General features: G+C 75.1%; 11 protein-coding genes. 6 read left to right on the forward strand and 5 right to left on the reverse strand.

The window, feature by feature from the left end; translation table 11 throughout:
* Positions 1–54: 54 nt before the first annotated feature.
* From ACFC02_RS38385 to ACFC02_RS38395, 3 genes are all read right to left on the reverse strand, one after another.
* Entirely contained in the window at positions 55–2,172 is a 2,118-nt protein-coding gene (locus ACFC02_RS38385) for an ATP-binding protein (protein ID WP_376366948.1), read from the reverse strand.
* Positions 2,169–2,849 (reverse strand): DUF4255 domain-containing protein, encoded by a 681-nt coding sequence (locus tag ACFC02_RS38390; RefSeq protein ID WP_376366950.1) that lies wholly within the window; start codon positions 2,847–2,849, stop codon positions 2,169–2,171. Before ACFC02_RS38390 ends, ACFC02_RS38385 begins: the two co-directional genes overlap by 4 nt.
* Positions 2,850–3,121: 272 nt before the next feature.
* Positions 3,122–3,790 (reverse strand): response regulator transcription factor, encoded by a 669-nt coding sequence (locus ACFC02_RS38395; RefSeq protein WP_360979913.1) that lies wholly within the window; start codon positions 3,788–3,790, stop codon positions 3,122–3,124.
* A 950-nt stretch (positions 3,791–4,740) separates the two neighbouring features.
* Between ACFC02_RS38395 and ACFC02_RS38400 the strand changes: the two genes are divergently transcribed.
* The 4 genes from ACFC02_RS38400 to ACFC02_RS38415 all read left to right on the forward strand — a co-directional run bounded on the left by ACFC02_RS38400 (position 4,741) and on the right by ACFC02_RS38415 (position 9,756).
* The gene (locus ACFC02_RS38400; protein ID WP_376366965.1) at positions 4,741–7,545 is read left to right on the forward strand and encodes an AAA family ATPase; all 2,805 of its coding nucleotides are present in this window, start codon (positions 4,741–4,743) and stop codon (positions 7,543–7,545) included.
* Between the two features lie 210 nt (positions 7,546–7,755).
* On the forward strand, positions 7,756–8,286 hold the full coding sequence (locus ACFC02_RS38405) for a hypothetical protein (protein WP_376366952.1): 531 nt from the start codon (positions 7,756–7,758) through the stop codon (positions 8,284–8,286).
* 139 nt (positions 8,287–8,425) lie between these two features.
* Positions 8,426–8,539 (forward strand): tryptorubin family RiPP precursor, encoded by a 114-nt coding sequence (locus tag ACFC02_RS38410; protein ID WP_360979907.1) that lies wholly within the window; start codon positions 8,426–8,428, stop codon positions 8,537–8,539.
* Positions 8,540–8,706: 167 nt separating this feature from the next.
* Positions 8,707–9,756, forward strand: coding sequence for a cytochrome P450 (locus ACFC02_RS38415; protein ID WP_376366955.1), 1,050 nt, complete (start codon positions 8,707–8,709; stop codon positions 9,754–9,756).
* On the opposite strand, the gene ACFC02_RS38420 is transcribed toward ACFC02_RS38415, so the two are convergent.
* Both ACFC02_RS38420 and ACFC02_RS38425 read right to left on the reverse strand, forming a co-directional pair.
* On the reverse strand, positions 9,743–10,453 hold the full coding sequence (locus ACFC02_RS38420; protein ID WP_376366957.1) for a glycerophosphodiester phosphodiesterase: 711 nt from the start codon (positions 10,451–10,453) through the stop codon (positions 9,743–9,745). The genes ACFC02_RS38415 and ACFC02_RS38420 overlap by 14 nt on opposite strands.
* A 42-nt stretch (positions 10,454–10,495) precedes the next feature.
* Entirely contained in the window at positions 10,496–11,626 is a 1,131-nt protein-coding gene (locus ACFC02_RS38425) for an adenosine deaminase (protein ID WP_376366959.1), read from the reverse strand.
* A gap of 120 nt (positions 11,627–11,746) precedes the next feature.
* Between ACFC02_RS38425 and ACFC02_RS38430 the strand changes: the two genes are divergently transcribed.
* Both ACFC02_RS38430 and ACFC02_RS38435 read left to right on the forward strand, forming a co-directional pair.
* Positions 11,747–12,493, forward strand: coding sequence for a DUF4190 domain-containing protein (locus ACFC02_RS38430; RefSeq protein WP_376366961.1), 747 nt, complete (start codon positions 11,747–11,749; stop codon positions 12,491–12,493).
* Positions 12,494–12,666: 173 nt separating this feature from the next.
* A complete protein-coding gene (locus tag ACFC02_RS38435; RefSeq protein ID WP_376366963.1) occupies positions 12,667–13,146 on the forward strand; it encodes a DUF4190 domain-containing protein in 480 nt (159 codons plus the stop codon).
* Positions 13,147–13,309: the final 163 nt, after the last annotated feature.

Raw genomic sequence — 13,309 nt, forward strand, 5'->3', positions numbered from 1 at the left:
GGTGGCAGACCGCGGGTCTGCCACCCCACCCCTTCGCCGCTGCTTCCCCGGTGTCTACCAGGAGCCCTCGTCCGGCAGCAGCCGGCCCGCCTTGCGGTACTCGCGGCGGGCGCCCTCCAGCACGTCGGCCGAGGTGACCAGCCCGTCGCGGCCGGCGGCGAGGTACGCGGCCGTCACCACGGCGCTGCGGATCGAGCCGCCCGCCAGCTCGAAACCGGCGACGACCGCGTCGAGTTCGACGCCCTCGGCACAGGGCACGTGGGACAGGCTGTGCCGCCACAGGGCCAGGCGCTGCCGGGCGTCGGGGAACGGGAAGTCGACGACCAGGTCCAGGCGCCGGGTGAACGCCTCGTCGATGTTGGCGCGCAGGTTCGTGGTGAGCAGGGCGATGCCGTTGAAGGACTCCAGCCGCTGGAGCAGGTAGGCGCTCTCCATGTTGGCGTACCGGTCGTGCGAGTCCTTCACCGCGGACCGCTTGCCGAACACGGCGTCGGCCTCGTCGAAGAGGAGCACCGCGTCGGTGCGGTCGGCCTCGGCGAAGATGCGCTCCAGGTTCTTCTCCGTCTCGCCGACGTACTTGTCGACGATGGAGGACAGCTGGACGACGTACAGGTCCAGGCCGAGTTCGGCGGCGACGACCTCCGCGCTCAGCGTCTTGCCGGTGCCGGACTCGCCCGCGAACAGTCCGAGGACGCCCCGGCCCCGGCCGCCGCCCGCGCTCAGCCGCCAGTCGCCGAGGACCCGGTCGCGGTGGCGGGCCCGCAGGGCCAGCTCGTGCAGCTGGGCCAGGGGCCCTTCGGGCAGGACCAGGTCGCCCCAGTCGACGGCGGGCCGGATGCGGCGCGCGTGCTGCTCCAGCCCCGACGCGGACTGCCGGCGCGCGGCGACGCGCAGATGGGCCGGGGCCATCGGGACGCCGTCGAAGGCGGCGAGGGCGCGGGCGGCGCGGGCGGCGCGCGCGATCCGGTCGTCGGCCAGGTGGTACGGCGCCACGGTGGCGGCCAGGTCGAAACCGGGCTCCTCGCCGAGCGCGGCCGACCAGGCGCGCAGCGCCCCGGCACTGCGCCGGGGCACCTCCAGGACGAGCGGGTCGCCCGCGTCGTCGTCGCACCAGAGCGGGTCGTAGGGTCGGGAGCCGGTGATCAGTACGGGTACGTCGGTGGCGGCGGCCAGCTCGCGCACGATCCGGGCCGGTTGCTCCGGCAGCGCCGAGACCACGAGCACCCGTCCGCTCAGCCGCGCCTCGCGCAGCAGGCCGGGCACGTGGTCCTCGGGCCCCGTGAAGTGCAGGGCGGCCAGGCCGGCCGTGCGCAGCGCGGCGGCGGCACAGGTGAGCGCGTCGCCCTCGCGGCCCTCGCGGAGGTAGGCGGTGGGCGGCGGCCCGGCGGCGAGCCGGGCGGCCAGGCGCCGGGCGAGGACGGTGAACTCCTCGTCCCCGCCGTCGTCCGCGGCGCCGTCGGTGCCGACGGCGCTGTGCGGCCACGGCGGGTCGGGCAGCGAGCGCAGGTGCCCGGCGAGGTCGGGGTCGTGGGTGTCGTCACCGAGGAGATGGGCCACCAGCCGGTCCGGCACGCGCAACGAGCGGCTGAGGAAGGGACGTTCCGGCTCCTCCACGACGAGCAGCCCGAGCGCGGTCAGCGGGGCGGTGGGGTGCAGCCGGGCCCGCGCGGGCGCCGAGTGGGCGGGGACGCCGCACAGGTCGAGGGCGAGGGCGACGGTGGCCCGCCGGCGGCTGACGTCGTCGTTCAGGTAGCCGTAGAGCGGTTCGAAGGAGCGGTCCACGTCGGGCGCGAGGGCGACCAGCAGGATGGCGGTGTCCAGGTCGCCCAGGCCGAACCGCGCCGCCAGCCCGGCCAGCCGGTCCCCGGCAGGGCCGGTGAGGCCGGTGGAGCCGAGGGCGGCGGTGGCGGTGGCGGTGGCACCGGCCCGGTCGTCGGAGAGCGCGTCGGGCTCGGAGACCGCGTCGGGCTCGGAGACCGCCACGCGCAGCAGGTGCCGGACGGCGTCCTCCGACAGGTACAGGCCGCGCAGCGGGTCGGCGGCCGTGGGGTCGTCGGCGGAACGCCGGCCGACCAGCAGGGCGACCCGGTCGCGCAGCACGGCGAGGCGGTCGAGGAGCGCGTCGGCGGGCGCCGGCACCGGCTGCGCGGGTGCCTGTTGCGAGACGGTCATGTCGCCCTTCCCGGACCGCGGCGGCGCCGGGCCGCCTCGCGTGCGGCGCGGATCGCGGCGACCTGCCGCGGCCGGTGCGCGCGTTCCTCCGTCCCGGCCCCGCCGTCCAGGGTGCGCACGCGGACGGCGGCACCCTCGGTGACGGGCGGCCCGGCGTCGTACTCGGGGTAGGCGGGGAACGGCGCGGTGACGACGACGTCCAGGGACGGCTTGAGTTCACCGCCGAGCGCGGACCAGATCTCGGCCAGCGAACGGGACTCCGTCTGGATGCCGGCCACCGACACCGGGACGCTCAGGCCCAGCGCACCGAGCGCGGCGGGGAGTTCACCGGGCGCGATCACCTCGCGCGGGATCAGTGTGGCCAGGGCCGCGGACAGCAGGCGGTGTTCGTCCTGCGGCTGCTTGGTCCAGGCGGTCACCAGGTACGAGAGCCGGAACCAGCGCGGCGGCTGACGCCGTTTGACGACCACGTCCCGCTCGTCGGTCACGGGGATGTGACCGCGCTGGCGGCGGTTCACGTCCTCCCGGATGTCGTACAGGTAGGCGTTGATCGTGGGCGCGTTGCGCCGGGCGGCCCAGTCGCGGGTGGGCGCGTCGAGGACCACCTCGATCCCGGAACCCGTCAGGGCGCCGCCGCCCAGCAGGGTCTTGAGGACCTCGTCCACTTCGTGGATCACCGTCGTGCTCCCGCCCTGCCGTGCTCTGTTCCGCGTTCCGTGGCCCGCGTCCCGTGGTCCGTGGCCCCGAGGTCCGCGTTCTGGCCCCGTGTGACCGTGGCCCGTGGTCCTCTGGCCCGTGCCTGGGCCCGTGTGTGCGCCCTGGTGCCCGCGGCCCGGCCGCCACGCGCTGTCCGATCATGCCCCGGCACCGGCCCCGCGCGCAGGAGCGGCGGGGACAGGAGCCAGGCAGACACCGCTGCCCCGGGGGGCGGCCTCGAGTGCCCGTTCGGTCAGATGTAGCCTTCCCGGAGGGCATGGGCGACGGCATGCGCGCGGTTGCGAAGGTGCAGCCGGGTGGTCAGCCCGTGGATGACGTTCTTGACGGTCCGTTCGGAGTAGGACAACTTGCCGGCGATCTCCCCGGTGTCGAACCCCTCGGCGACCAGCCGCAGCACGTCGACCTCGCGCGGTGTCAGCCCGGAGCCGGGCGCACCGGCCCGGCCGGCGGCGTTGCGGTGCAGGGTGCCCACCTGGTCGATGAGGCGTCCGAGCAGGTCGGCGGGCAGGTCGCCGTCGCCGCGCGCCGCGGCGAGCACGGCCTGCACCAGGCGGTGCGCGCCGGCCTCGTGGCGCCACACGATGGCGCCCACGCCGCACTCGATCACGTCGAGCAGTTCGGCCTCGCGCAGGGAGCTGACGACGACCACGGCCCGCGCGCCCTCGCTGCGCACGACCCGGCGCAGCCGGGTCAGCGCGGCCTCGTCGAGCGTGTCGTCCACGAGCAGCGCCACGGTGCCGGGACCCGAACCGGTCTCCTCCCGCAACTCGACCTCGGGGAACCGGCGCAGCTGGCTCAGCACCCCTTCACGCAGGATCGGATCCGTGGCGTGCACCACGACCGGTATGCGGTCGGCGGAACCGGCGGTGCCGGGGTGCGTGGTCCGCGATGAGCTGAGCAACGGTTTCCCCTATGTCCACGTGCCCGTCACCTCTGTGGGGGCGGTGACTGGCGTGTGCTCACCACACTCCTGTGGTGGCGGGGGTCCGCACAATCGTGGAGCACCACGAGCCGCACCACGAGAACAGGCGTACGTACACCACGACGGTGACCGCCCGGGCGGTTCCCTCTGCCCGGCCGTCGGGTGCAGTGGGACTTGTCACGTCACCGGCGGCCGGTGGGGGGCGTCCTGGTGTGCGGAGGGCGTCACGTCCGAGCGAGGAGGCAGGGATGGCAGCGTTGCCGGGACCGCGTCGGGAACACCCGTGCGAGCAGTTGCGCACGCGTCCGTTCGACCACCCGACCGACCACGGGACTGACCACATGCCCGAACGGCCCTCCGCCCGGCTGCCCGACCATGCGCCGGCGCGGCCCTTCGAGCACCCGGCGGCCCGGCCTTCCGGGCCCCCGTCCGACGGTTCTTCCGGGTCCTCCTCCGACTGGTTTCCCGGGCCGCCGTCGGAGTGGTCTTCCGGGCCGCCGTCGGAGTGGTCTTCCGGGCCGTCGTCCGAGTGGTCCTCCGGCTCCTCGTCCGACCGGTCTTGGGGTCCCTCGTCCGCGACGGCGCCCGGCCGCCCTTGGGAGCAACCGCAGGCCCGGCTGTCCGGCCACCCCACCGAGCGAACCTCCGACCGGCCCGGCGAGTGGCCCGGTGAGTGGCCCTACGACCGGCCGGCCGAGCAACGGCACGCCCGGCTGCCCGAACAACGGTGCCACCAGCCGCACGCCACGGCGTCCGACCTACGGGACCATCAGCCGCACGCCACGGCGCCCGAACACCGCGACCACCAGCGGCACCCCGTGCCGTCCGAACACCGGGACCAGCAGCCCCACCCCGTGCCGCCCGAAGAACGTGCCCACCAGCCGCACCCCACGCCGTCCGAGCGACCGGACGACCACCGGTGGCGCGACCTGCCGGCCGAGCACCGGGAGGCAGCGGCGCTGCTGGCGGCCAAGGCCGAGCGCGCCCGGGCGGGGTCCGGCGGCCTCGTCCTGCTGCGCGGGGCCACCGGCACCGGACGGACCACGGTTCTGGAGGCCGCCGCCCGGTCCGCCGCCGGGCACGGCATGCGCGTGCTGCGCGCCCGCTGCGCCCCCACCGACGCCGGTCTCCCGTACGCCACCGCGCTCCAGCTCCTCGGCGCCGTACCGGGGTTCGAGCAGCACGGCCGGCCGGAGGCGGCCGGCGGCCCAGGCGACCGGGGCGACGAGCGCGGCCGGGCAGAACTGCTGTGGCGCGCCCTGAGCGCGTACGCCGCCCGATCGCCGCTGCTGGTGGCCGTGGACGACGTCCACCTCGCCGACGGGCCCTCCCACCGCTGGCTCGTGGAGACCGCCCGGCACCTGGACCGCTTAGCGCTGCCCGTCCTGCTGGTGGTCACCGAACGCAGCCAGTACGACGTCGACCAGCCCCGCCCGGGCTTCACCCACACCCTCTCGCCCGCGCTGGTGCGCACCCACACCCTCGCGCCGCTCACCCCGGGCGCGGCGGCCGCCCTGGTGTACGCCCGGTTCCCGGCCGCGCCCGCCGCCTGGGTCGAGGACTGCGTACGGGCCGGGGCGGGCAGCCCGCTGCTGCTGCGCGCCCTCCTCGACGACCTCGGCGGCCCGGCCCGGCACCCCGTCGTGCCCGAGACGTCGGCGGCGCTGTACCCCGGCGCCTACCCCGCCGCCGTGTCGTGGTGGCTGGACAGCGCCGGAGACGGCACCGCCGAGGTGGCGCGGGCCCTGGCCGTCCTCGACGACGGCACGGACCGCCGGAACACCCCGCCCGGCGCCCGGCGGCCGCCGGGCGCCGGGGCGCGGGCCGCCGAGGAGTCGGTGGCGCTGCTCGCCGACCTCGCGGGCGCCGACCCGGCCCGCGTGACGGGCTGGCTCACCGCCATGACCGGGCTCGGCCTGCTGCACACCCCGCCCGGCGGCCGGCCCCGCTACGCCCACCCCCTGCTGCGGGACGCGGTGCTCACCGGCGTGCCCGAGGCCCGGCGGCGCGCGGCGCACCAGGCCGTCGCCGAGGCGATGCTGCACCACGGCGCGCCCACCGAGACGGTGGCCGGGCAGCTGCTCCGGTCCGGACCGGTCGGCGCCCCCTGGGCGGTGGGCGTGCTCCAGGACGCCGCCTCCCTCGCCCTGGGCGAGGGACGTGCCACCGACGCCATGGCCTTCCTGCGGCGGGCCCTGGACGAGCCCTTGGCCGACCCGCGCCGGCAGCGGCTGCTGACCGAGCTGGGCTCCCTGGAGTGCGCCGGGGACGAGTCCGCCTCCGGGATCCCCCGGCTCGACGAGGCGCTGCGGCTGCCCGGCGCCCCGCAGGACCGGGCCCGCGCCGCCGTCGCCCTGGGCACCGCGCTCGCCGGACGCGGCCGGCCGCGCGCAGCCGTGGAGGTGCTGTGCGCGGCGGTGGCCCAACTCGCCGACCGTCCCGACCTGGTGGCCACCCTGCACAGTGCCTCCGCGCTGCTGGCCGACCGGGACCAGGCGGTCCGCGGCGAGGTGTACCGGATGCTGCGCGAGAGCGCCGGCCAGTCGCCCGACCCGGTCGGCACCGCCGCCCGGATGCTGCTCGTGCGGTACGCGGCCACCGCGGGGCTCACCTCGGCCGAGGACGCCATGCGGCAGGTGCGCGAGCTGCTCGCCGAGCCCGCTCACCCGCTGACCGAGCCGTTCCTGCTGGGCACGGCCGCCGCGGTCGCCCAGTGGGCCGACGAACTCGACGAGGCGGACCGGCTGGTGGACCGCGGGCTGTCCGGTCACCGGCCCGGCCTGCTGCACCCGATGCACGAGGCGCTGCTCAACACCCGGGCCGACATCGCGGCGGCGCGCGGCACCTACGGACGGCTCCCGGCCGAGCCGCCCGCCGTCCACGTCACCGGGCCCGGCAACGTGCACGCCCACACCCTGCTCGCCCTCGTCGAGCAGGACCGTACGGACGAGGCGCGGAGCCTCGCGGACGGCTTCGACCTGCGCAGCGTGCCCGACTCCTGGGAGCTGAACCGGTTCCTGTACGCCCGCGGCGTACAGCGCGCCGCCGCCGGGGACCCGGCCGGGGCGCTGCACGACTTCCTGGAGTGCGGACGGCGCCAGTCGGCCCGCGAGGTGGTCAGCCCCGTCGTCACTCCCTGGCGCTCGGCCGCCGCCGAGTGCCGGCTGGCGCTGGGCAGCCCCCTGGACGCCCTCGAACTGGCCGAGGAGGAGTTGCGGCTGGCCCGCGTGTGGGGCACTCCCCGCACGGTCGGCCGGGCGCTCAGGGTGCTGGGCGAGGCCACCGGCGGGCGCCGTGGCCTGCGGCTGGCCGAGGACGCCGTACGGCTGCTGCGGCAGGCCCCGGCCGGTGCGGGGCCGGAACTGGTGGCCGCCCTGCTGGCTCAGGGCCGGCAGCTGACCGCGGCGGGGGAGCGCGTCCGGGCCCGCGCCTGCCTGCGGGAGGCGGCCGAACGCGCCGAGCGCCTGGGCGCGCCGCGGCTGCGGACGCTCGCCGAGCAGGCCCTGCGCGCGGGCGGCGCCCGCCGTCCCGCGATCGTCCGCAGCGGTTCGGGCTCGCTCACCGGCAGCGAGCGCCGCATCGCCCGGCTGGCGGCCGACGGCCGCACGAACACCGAGATAGCTGATCTGCTCCACCTGGCCCGGCGCACCGTGGAGACCCATCTGACCAGCACCTACAAGAAGTTGGGCATCCGGCGGCGCGGAGAGCTGAGGGAGGCCCTGGCCGGGGAATGACCTGCCCCGGCCGGCCCGGGGGCCGGGCCCGGGCCGATCCCGTGCGGTCGGCGAGCCGGTGGGCCCCGTGGTCACCTTCCGGCTGCCAGGTGCTGACCAACAGCCCCTCCCCAGCGCCACCTTGACCCGGGAGAGGGCCCCGCGGCCGGTGGGGGAGGTCTCACCGGGCCCCCGTTTTGAACATGTTCAACACCGGCGTACGCTCCTGCCATGAGCGACAGAGCCGCCCTCCTGAAGGGCATCCGCGTCCGGCTGGTCGTGTTCGTCGTCTGCCTCGTGCTCAGCGGGGTCACCGCCTTCCCGCTCGTCCACGAACTGCACTGGGCCGAAAGCGCGTTGCGCGCCCTGTCCGTACCCGAGCACCTGCCCGCCCTCATGGGCTGGATCGAGCGGGTGCGGCGCGGGCTCGACACCGCCGACGCCGACTACCCGTTCCTGCTGTACGGCACGGACTGGCTGGCCTTCGCCCACCTGGTCATCGCGGTGGCCTTCCACGGCCCCTACCGGGACCCGGTCCGCAACATCTGGGTCGTGGAGTTCGGGATGATCGCGTGCGTGGGCATCGTCCCCCTCGCCCTCGTCTGCGGACCGCTGCGCGGGATCCCGTTCTGGTGGACGCTGATCGACATGTCCTTCGGGGTGTTCGGCATCATCCCGCTGTACGACGTACGCAGGCGCATCAAGCGGCTGGAGGCGCTCCCGGTCGACACCGCCCGTACCGGCGGGCAGTGCACTGTGTAGCCGTACCGACCGCCCGTTGAACACTTTGAACAGCGTAGTGATTATCCGGTTGTCATACTGGGCAGTGCTCTCCGAGCCACCGCACGCGATCTTCAACGGCCCCCCGGGTCCTCCCGGAACACCGGCCACGGAAGGTCGTGTGCCTCAGCCCCACCAGAGAGGAAACGCACTCATGAAGCTTCTCTTCGCCGTCCGCAACAAGGTCTCGGCCCGCAAGAGCCTGAAGGCCAGCGCCTGGTACATCTGGTACTGATCCGGCGCGCGGCGCCCCCGCCGTACGGCCCGGACATCGTTGTCCGCCGCGTGACCCGTGCGCCCGCACCACGCGTGCACCCGCACTCGTCCACGCGTCTGGACCACGGTGCCCGGCCGTCCGGCGGGGGCACCGCACCGGCTCCCACCGCCCCTCCCGGAGAACCCATGCCCCTGTCATCCGTGCCGCGCACCCGCACCACCGTCTTCGCCCCCCGGCTGGCCGCCCTCCTGCGCGACCACCTCGGCCAGGACCTCTTCCGGCTCGAACCCGACACCATCGGCGTCGCCGGACCCCGGATCGCGGACCGGATCCTCGCCGCCCGGCGCGCCACGGAGACCGAACGGCCCACCTTCAAGCCCCTGCAAGGCCGCTCGATCTCGCGTACCGAGGCCTCCTCGGTCACCCGGACCGTCGGCAACGACGTACGCGAGGCACTGAAGCGGCCGCTGCCCGAGCACGTCGACCTCTCGGGTTCCTGGCCCCTGACCGGGCACCTGTTCCTGCGCGACCTGATCCTCGGTCAGGACCCGCGCCGGCTGCGCATGCTGATGAGCCGCAACCTCGAACTGACCACCAAACTCACCTGGTCCGTGATCGCCGTCGGCGCGGCACTGCCCGGCTGGCCCCACCCCGGCGGCGGACGCCTCACCGGACTGGGGGAGCGGGCGGCGAACGCCACCGGCTACCAGGAACGCCGGTACGCGATGGGCATGTACCGCAGGGCCGCCGCCCCGGTGTGCTTCACCGTCTCCACGCTGGTGGCCAACGCGCTCTGGCTCGGCTCGCCGTTCGACGAGGGCATGTCCAACCGCAACATCATCCACGAGTCGCTGCGTCTGCTGCCGCCCTCGTGGAACATCCTGCGCAACGCCTCGCCGGAGTACCCCGCCCTCGACGACAGGATCGGCGCGGACGACGACGTGCTGCTGCTGCCGCTGCTCTCCCACCGCGACCCGGCGCTGTGGGAGGACCCCGAGGCCTTCCGCCCGGAACGCTGGGACACGCTCGACCCCGACAACACCCCGGGCTACCTGCCCTTCGGGCACTCCTCCGAACGCTGCTGGGGCCGGCACATGGTCATGCCGCTCGCCGAACTCCTCCTGGACCTCGTGCGGGACGCCGGCCTGGTGGTCGACCCCGGTCAGCACACCGGGAACGTGCCGCTGCTCGGGCTGCTCGGCGTGGACGACGTACGCCTCGTCAGACCGGCCTGACCCCGCCCGCACCTCCCCGGCCGCGCAGCGCGCACAGCACGTCGACGCGGTTCGTCGTGACGGAGTCCACGCCCAGGGCCAGGAGGCGGCGCAGCGAGCGGCGGGTGTCCGGGGTCCAGACCGACAGCAGGTGGCCGCCGTGGTGGACCCGGGCCGCGAGGTCACGGTCCACCAGGCCGAAGCGGTAGTTGAGCCACTTGGGCCGCACCGCGTCCAGCAGCCCGGGGCGCGGCGGCGCGAGCGAGGTCCACGTCAGGGCGATCTCCGCGGACGGCTGCGCGGCCCGCACCGCGAGCATCGCCTCGGCGCCCGCGCAGTAGTAGACGCGGTCCTGCGCCCCGCACTCCCGGACCACCCCGGCGACGCGCCCCACCGCCCGCGGCCCCGGCGCCCCCGGCAGGTCGATCATCACGCGGTGGCCCTGCGTGGCGGCGAGCGCCTGAGCGAGCGTGGGCACCCCGCCGTCGGTGAGCCCGTGCACCTCCTCGGCCGAGAGCGACCGCAGCGGCCGGTCGTGCCCCCACAGCCGCTTCAGCGAGTCGTCGTGCAGCAGCACGGGAAGGCCGTCCCGGGTCAGCCGTACGTCGATCTCGACCGCGTCCGCGCCCCGGTCGAGCGCGGAGCGGAGCGATTCGATCGTGTTCTCACGGAAGCGGTAGGGATCGCCGCGGTGCGCCACGGCCGTCACGGTCTGCATGGGCCCATTGTGTCCCCGGCCGCCTGCCGCCCTCCGATGCGGTCAGGGAGCGAGCCACCGCGCGGTGTACGCGTCGATCTCGTCGGCGATCCGCGCCTTGCCCGCCTCGTCCAGGAAGGAGGCGTGCACCGCGTTCTTGGCCAGCTCGGCGATGCCCCGCTCGTCCAGGCCGAGGAGCCGCGCGGCGACGGCGTACTCGCTGTTGAGGTCCGTGCCGAACATCGGCGGATCGTCGGAGTTGACCGTGACGAGCACCCCGGCCCGTACGAACTCCCGGATCGGGTGCTCGTCCAGGGTGCGCACGGCCCGCGTGGCGATGTTGGAGGTCGGGCACACCTCCAGCGCGATCCGGTGCTCGGCGAGGTGCGCGAGCAGCTTCGGGTCCTGGGCCGAGCTGGTGCCGTGGCCGATCCGCTCGGCGCGCAGCTCGGTCAGCGCGTCCCACACCGTCTCGGGGCCGGTGGTCTCCCCGGCGTGCGGGACGGAGTGCAGCCCGGCGGCGATCGCACGGTCGAAGTACGGCTTGAACTGGGGCCGCGGCACGCCTGTCTCGGGGCCGCCGAGCCCGAACGACACCAGCCCCTCGGGACGCAGCCGGTCGTCGGTGGCGAGCCGCACGGTCTCCTCGGCCGACAGCAGCCCGGCCTCGCCGGGGATGTCGAAGCACCAGCGCAGCACGGTCTGGAAGTCCGCCTCGGCAGCCTTGCGGGCGTCCTCGATGGCGTCCATGAACGCGCGCTCGTCGATACCGCGCCGGGTGGACGAGAACGGCGTGATGGTCAGCTCCGCGTAGCGCACCTGCTGGCGGGACATGTCCCGGGCCACCTCGTACGTGAGCAGGCGCACGTCCTCGGGGGTGCGGATCAGGTCCACGACCGAGAGGTACACCTGGATGAAGTGCGCGAAGTCCGTGAACGTGAAGTAGTCGGTCAGCGCCTCGGGGTCGGTGGGCACCTTGGAGTCGGGGTGGCGGGCGGCCAGTTCGGAGACGATCCGCGGGGAGGCGGAGCCGACGTGGTGCACATGGAGTTCGGCCTTGGGCAGTCCGGCGATGAAGGCGTGCGGATCGCGGGGTGCGTGCTGGTCGGTCAAGGTGTCCCTCCCCGGGAACGGCGCCGCGGGGCCCCTGGGGCGCGCGGCGCGGGTGATCGGCTGATCGGTGAGCACGGCCATCGTAGGCGCAGGCCCGGCCGCCGTGCCGTGGGGTCGCGGAGCGTGATCCGCCCGGCGGGCAAGGGCCGCGAGCACAGGCCTTAGCATGTCCTGACGATCGACCGAGGGGGACCCGAGAACATGACGGACGGAACACGGGCGGGCGAAGACGCCGGGTCCGGCGACAACCCGTGGGCGCCGCCGGAGAGCGGCCCCTCGCTGGAGAAGCGCCCGCCCGCGCCCGAGCAGCCGCCCGCGGCCCCGCCCTCCGTGCACGACCAGGCCACCATGGCCGCGATGCCGGCCACCCCGCCCCCCGGTTTCCCGCCGCCGGGCCACGGCACCCCCGCGGACGTCCCGCGCGGCGCTCCCGCGGACGCCGTTCCCGGCGCCGCGGCCGGTGACTTCGCCGTGCCCCCGCCGCCCGTCGCACCCACCGGTCCGGCCCCCTCCGCAGGTCCCGGCGGCTACGGCTATCCCGGCGCGCCCGGCTACCCCGGCCAGCCCGGTCACCCCGGCTACCCGGCCTACGGCTGGCCCGGCATGGCGCCGGCCCCGCGCAACGGCATGGGCATCGCGGCCATGGTGCTCGGCATCCTGGCCTGCTGCCTGTTCTGCCTGTACGGCGTGGTCTCGGTGGTGCTCGGCATCCTCGCCGTGGTCTTCGGCGTCAAGGGCCGCCGCAGGGCGGAGCGGGGCGAGGCCGACAACCGGGGCCAGGCGCAGGCCGGCTTCGTCACCGGCATCATCGGGATCGTCCTGGGCATCGCGATGATCGTCGTGTACGTGGTCCTGATCGCGACCGCCGTCCACGAGTCCCGCACCTCGGACCCGTACTACTACGACGGCGCCGCGCGCCCGTCCGCGACGGTCCTCGCCGACCGCTGACACCGGGGCCCGGTCCCGGCCGTCCGCCGGCCGTTCGCCGGCCCCCACCGACCGGAGCCGCGACCGGCCCGCGCGTGCGGGCGTCCGCTTGGGACGGTGCCGTCCGCTCCCATCCACCGCGCGGAACAGGGGCATTACGATGCCCTGACTGTCAACGGAGGGGAAACCACACCATGTCCAACACCCAGCCCGCACCGGACGGATTCGGACCGCCGTCCCAGCCACCGCAGCAGCCCGCGCCGGGCTACGGCCAGCCCGCGCCCGGCTACGGCTACCCGCAGTCCGGCCCCGGCTACGGCTACCCGCAGTCCGGCCCCGCCCACCCGGCCGCGCCGCCCGTGGGCTACCCGCAGGCCCCCGGCTACGGCATGCCGATGCAGCCGAGCAACGGCATGGGCACCACGGGACTGGTGCTGGGCATCATCGGCGTCGTCTGCAGCCTGACCTTCTTCCTGTGGTTCTTCGGGATCATCCTCGGCATCCTCGGGATCATCTTCGGCGCCATCGGACGGGGCAAGGCCAACCGCGGGGAGGCCACCAACAAGGGGGCCGCGACGGGCGGTCTGGTCTGCGGCATCATCGCCACGGTGGTCCTGCCGCTGCTGGGCATCGCGGTCTTCGCGAGCATCATGGGCAGCGCCAGCACGTTCTGACGGTCCCCGTCACACCGCAGCACCGACACACCGCAGCACCGTCACACCGCAGGGGCCGGCCGCCCACAGCGGTTTCTAGCGGTCGTTGCAACACGCGGTTGTGTTGATCAGGCCGTGAGCAGTTTATGCAGGCGCTCGGCTGGGGTTTACCAGCCGAGCGTTT

This window comes from Streptomyces sp. NPDC056160 (assembly GCF_042268205.1).
Classification (GTDB): Bacteria; Actinomycetota; Actinomycetes; order Streptomycetales; family Streptomycetaceae; genus Streptomyces.

What these genes read in the sequence shown, in the direction of transcription:
- ACFC02_RS38385 (WP_376366948.1), bottom strand. Translation starts at nt 2,172, where the DNA reads ATGACCGTCTCGCAACAGGCACCCGCGCAGCCGGTGCCGGCGCCCGCC.
- ACFC02_RS38405 (WP_376366952.1), top strand. Translation starts at nt 7,756, where the DNA reads ATGAGCGACAGAGCCGCCCTCCTGAAGGGCATCCGCGTCCGGCTGGTC.
- ACFC02_RS38415 (WP_376366955.1), top strand. Translation starts at nt 8,707, where the DNA reads ATGCCCCTGTCATCCGTGCCGCGCACCCGCACCACCGTCTTCGCCCCC.
- ACFC02_RS38420 (WP_376366957.1), bottom strand. Translation starts at nt 10,453, where the DNA reads ATGCAGACCGTGACGGCCGTGGCGCACCGCGGCGATCCCTACCGCTTC.
- ACFC02_RS38425 (WP_376366959.1), bottom strand. Translation starts at nt 11,626, where the DNA reads ATGGCCGTGCTCACCGATCAGCCGATCACCCGCGCCGCGCGCCCCAGG.
- ACFC02_RS38430 (WP_376366961.1), top strand. Translation starts at nt 11,747, where the DNA reads ATGACGGACGGAACACGGGCGGGCGAAGACGCCGGGTCCGGCGACAAC.
- ACFC02_RS38435 (WP_376366963.1), top strand. Translation starts at nt 12,667, where the DNA reads ATGTCCAACACCCAGCCCGCACCGGACGGATTCGGACCGCCGTCCCAG.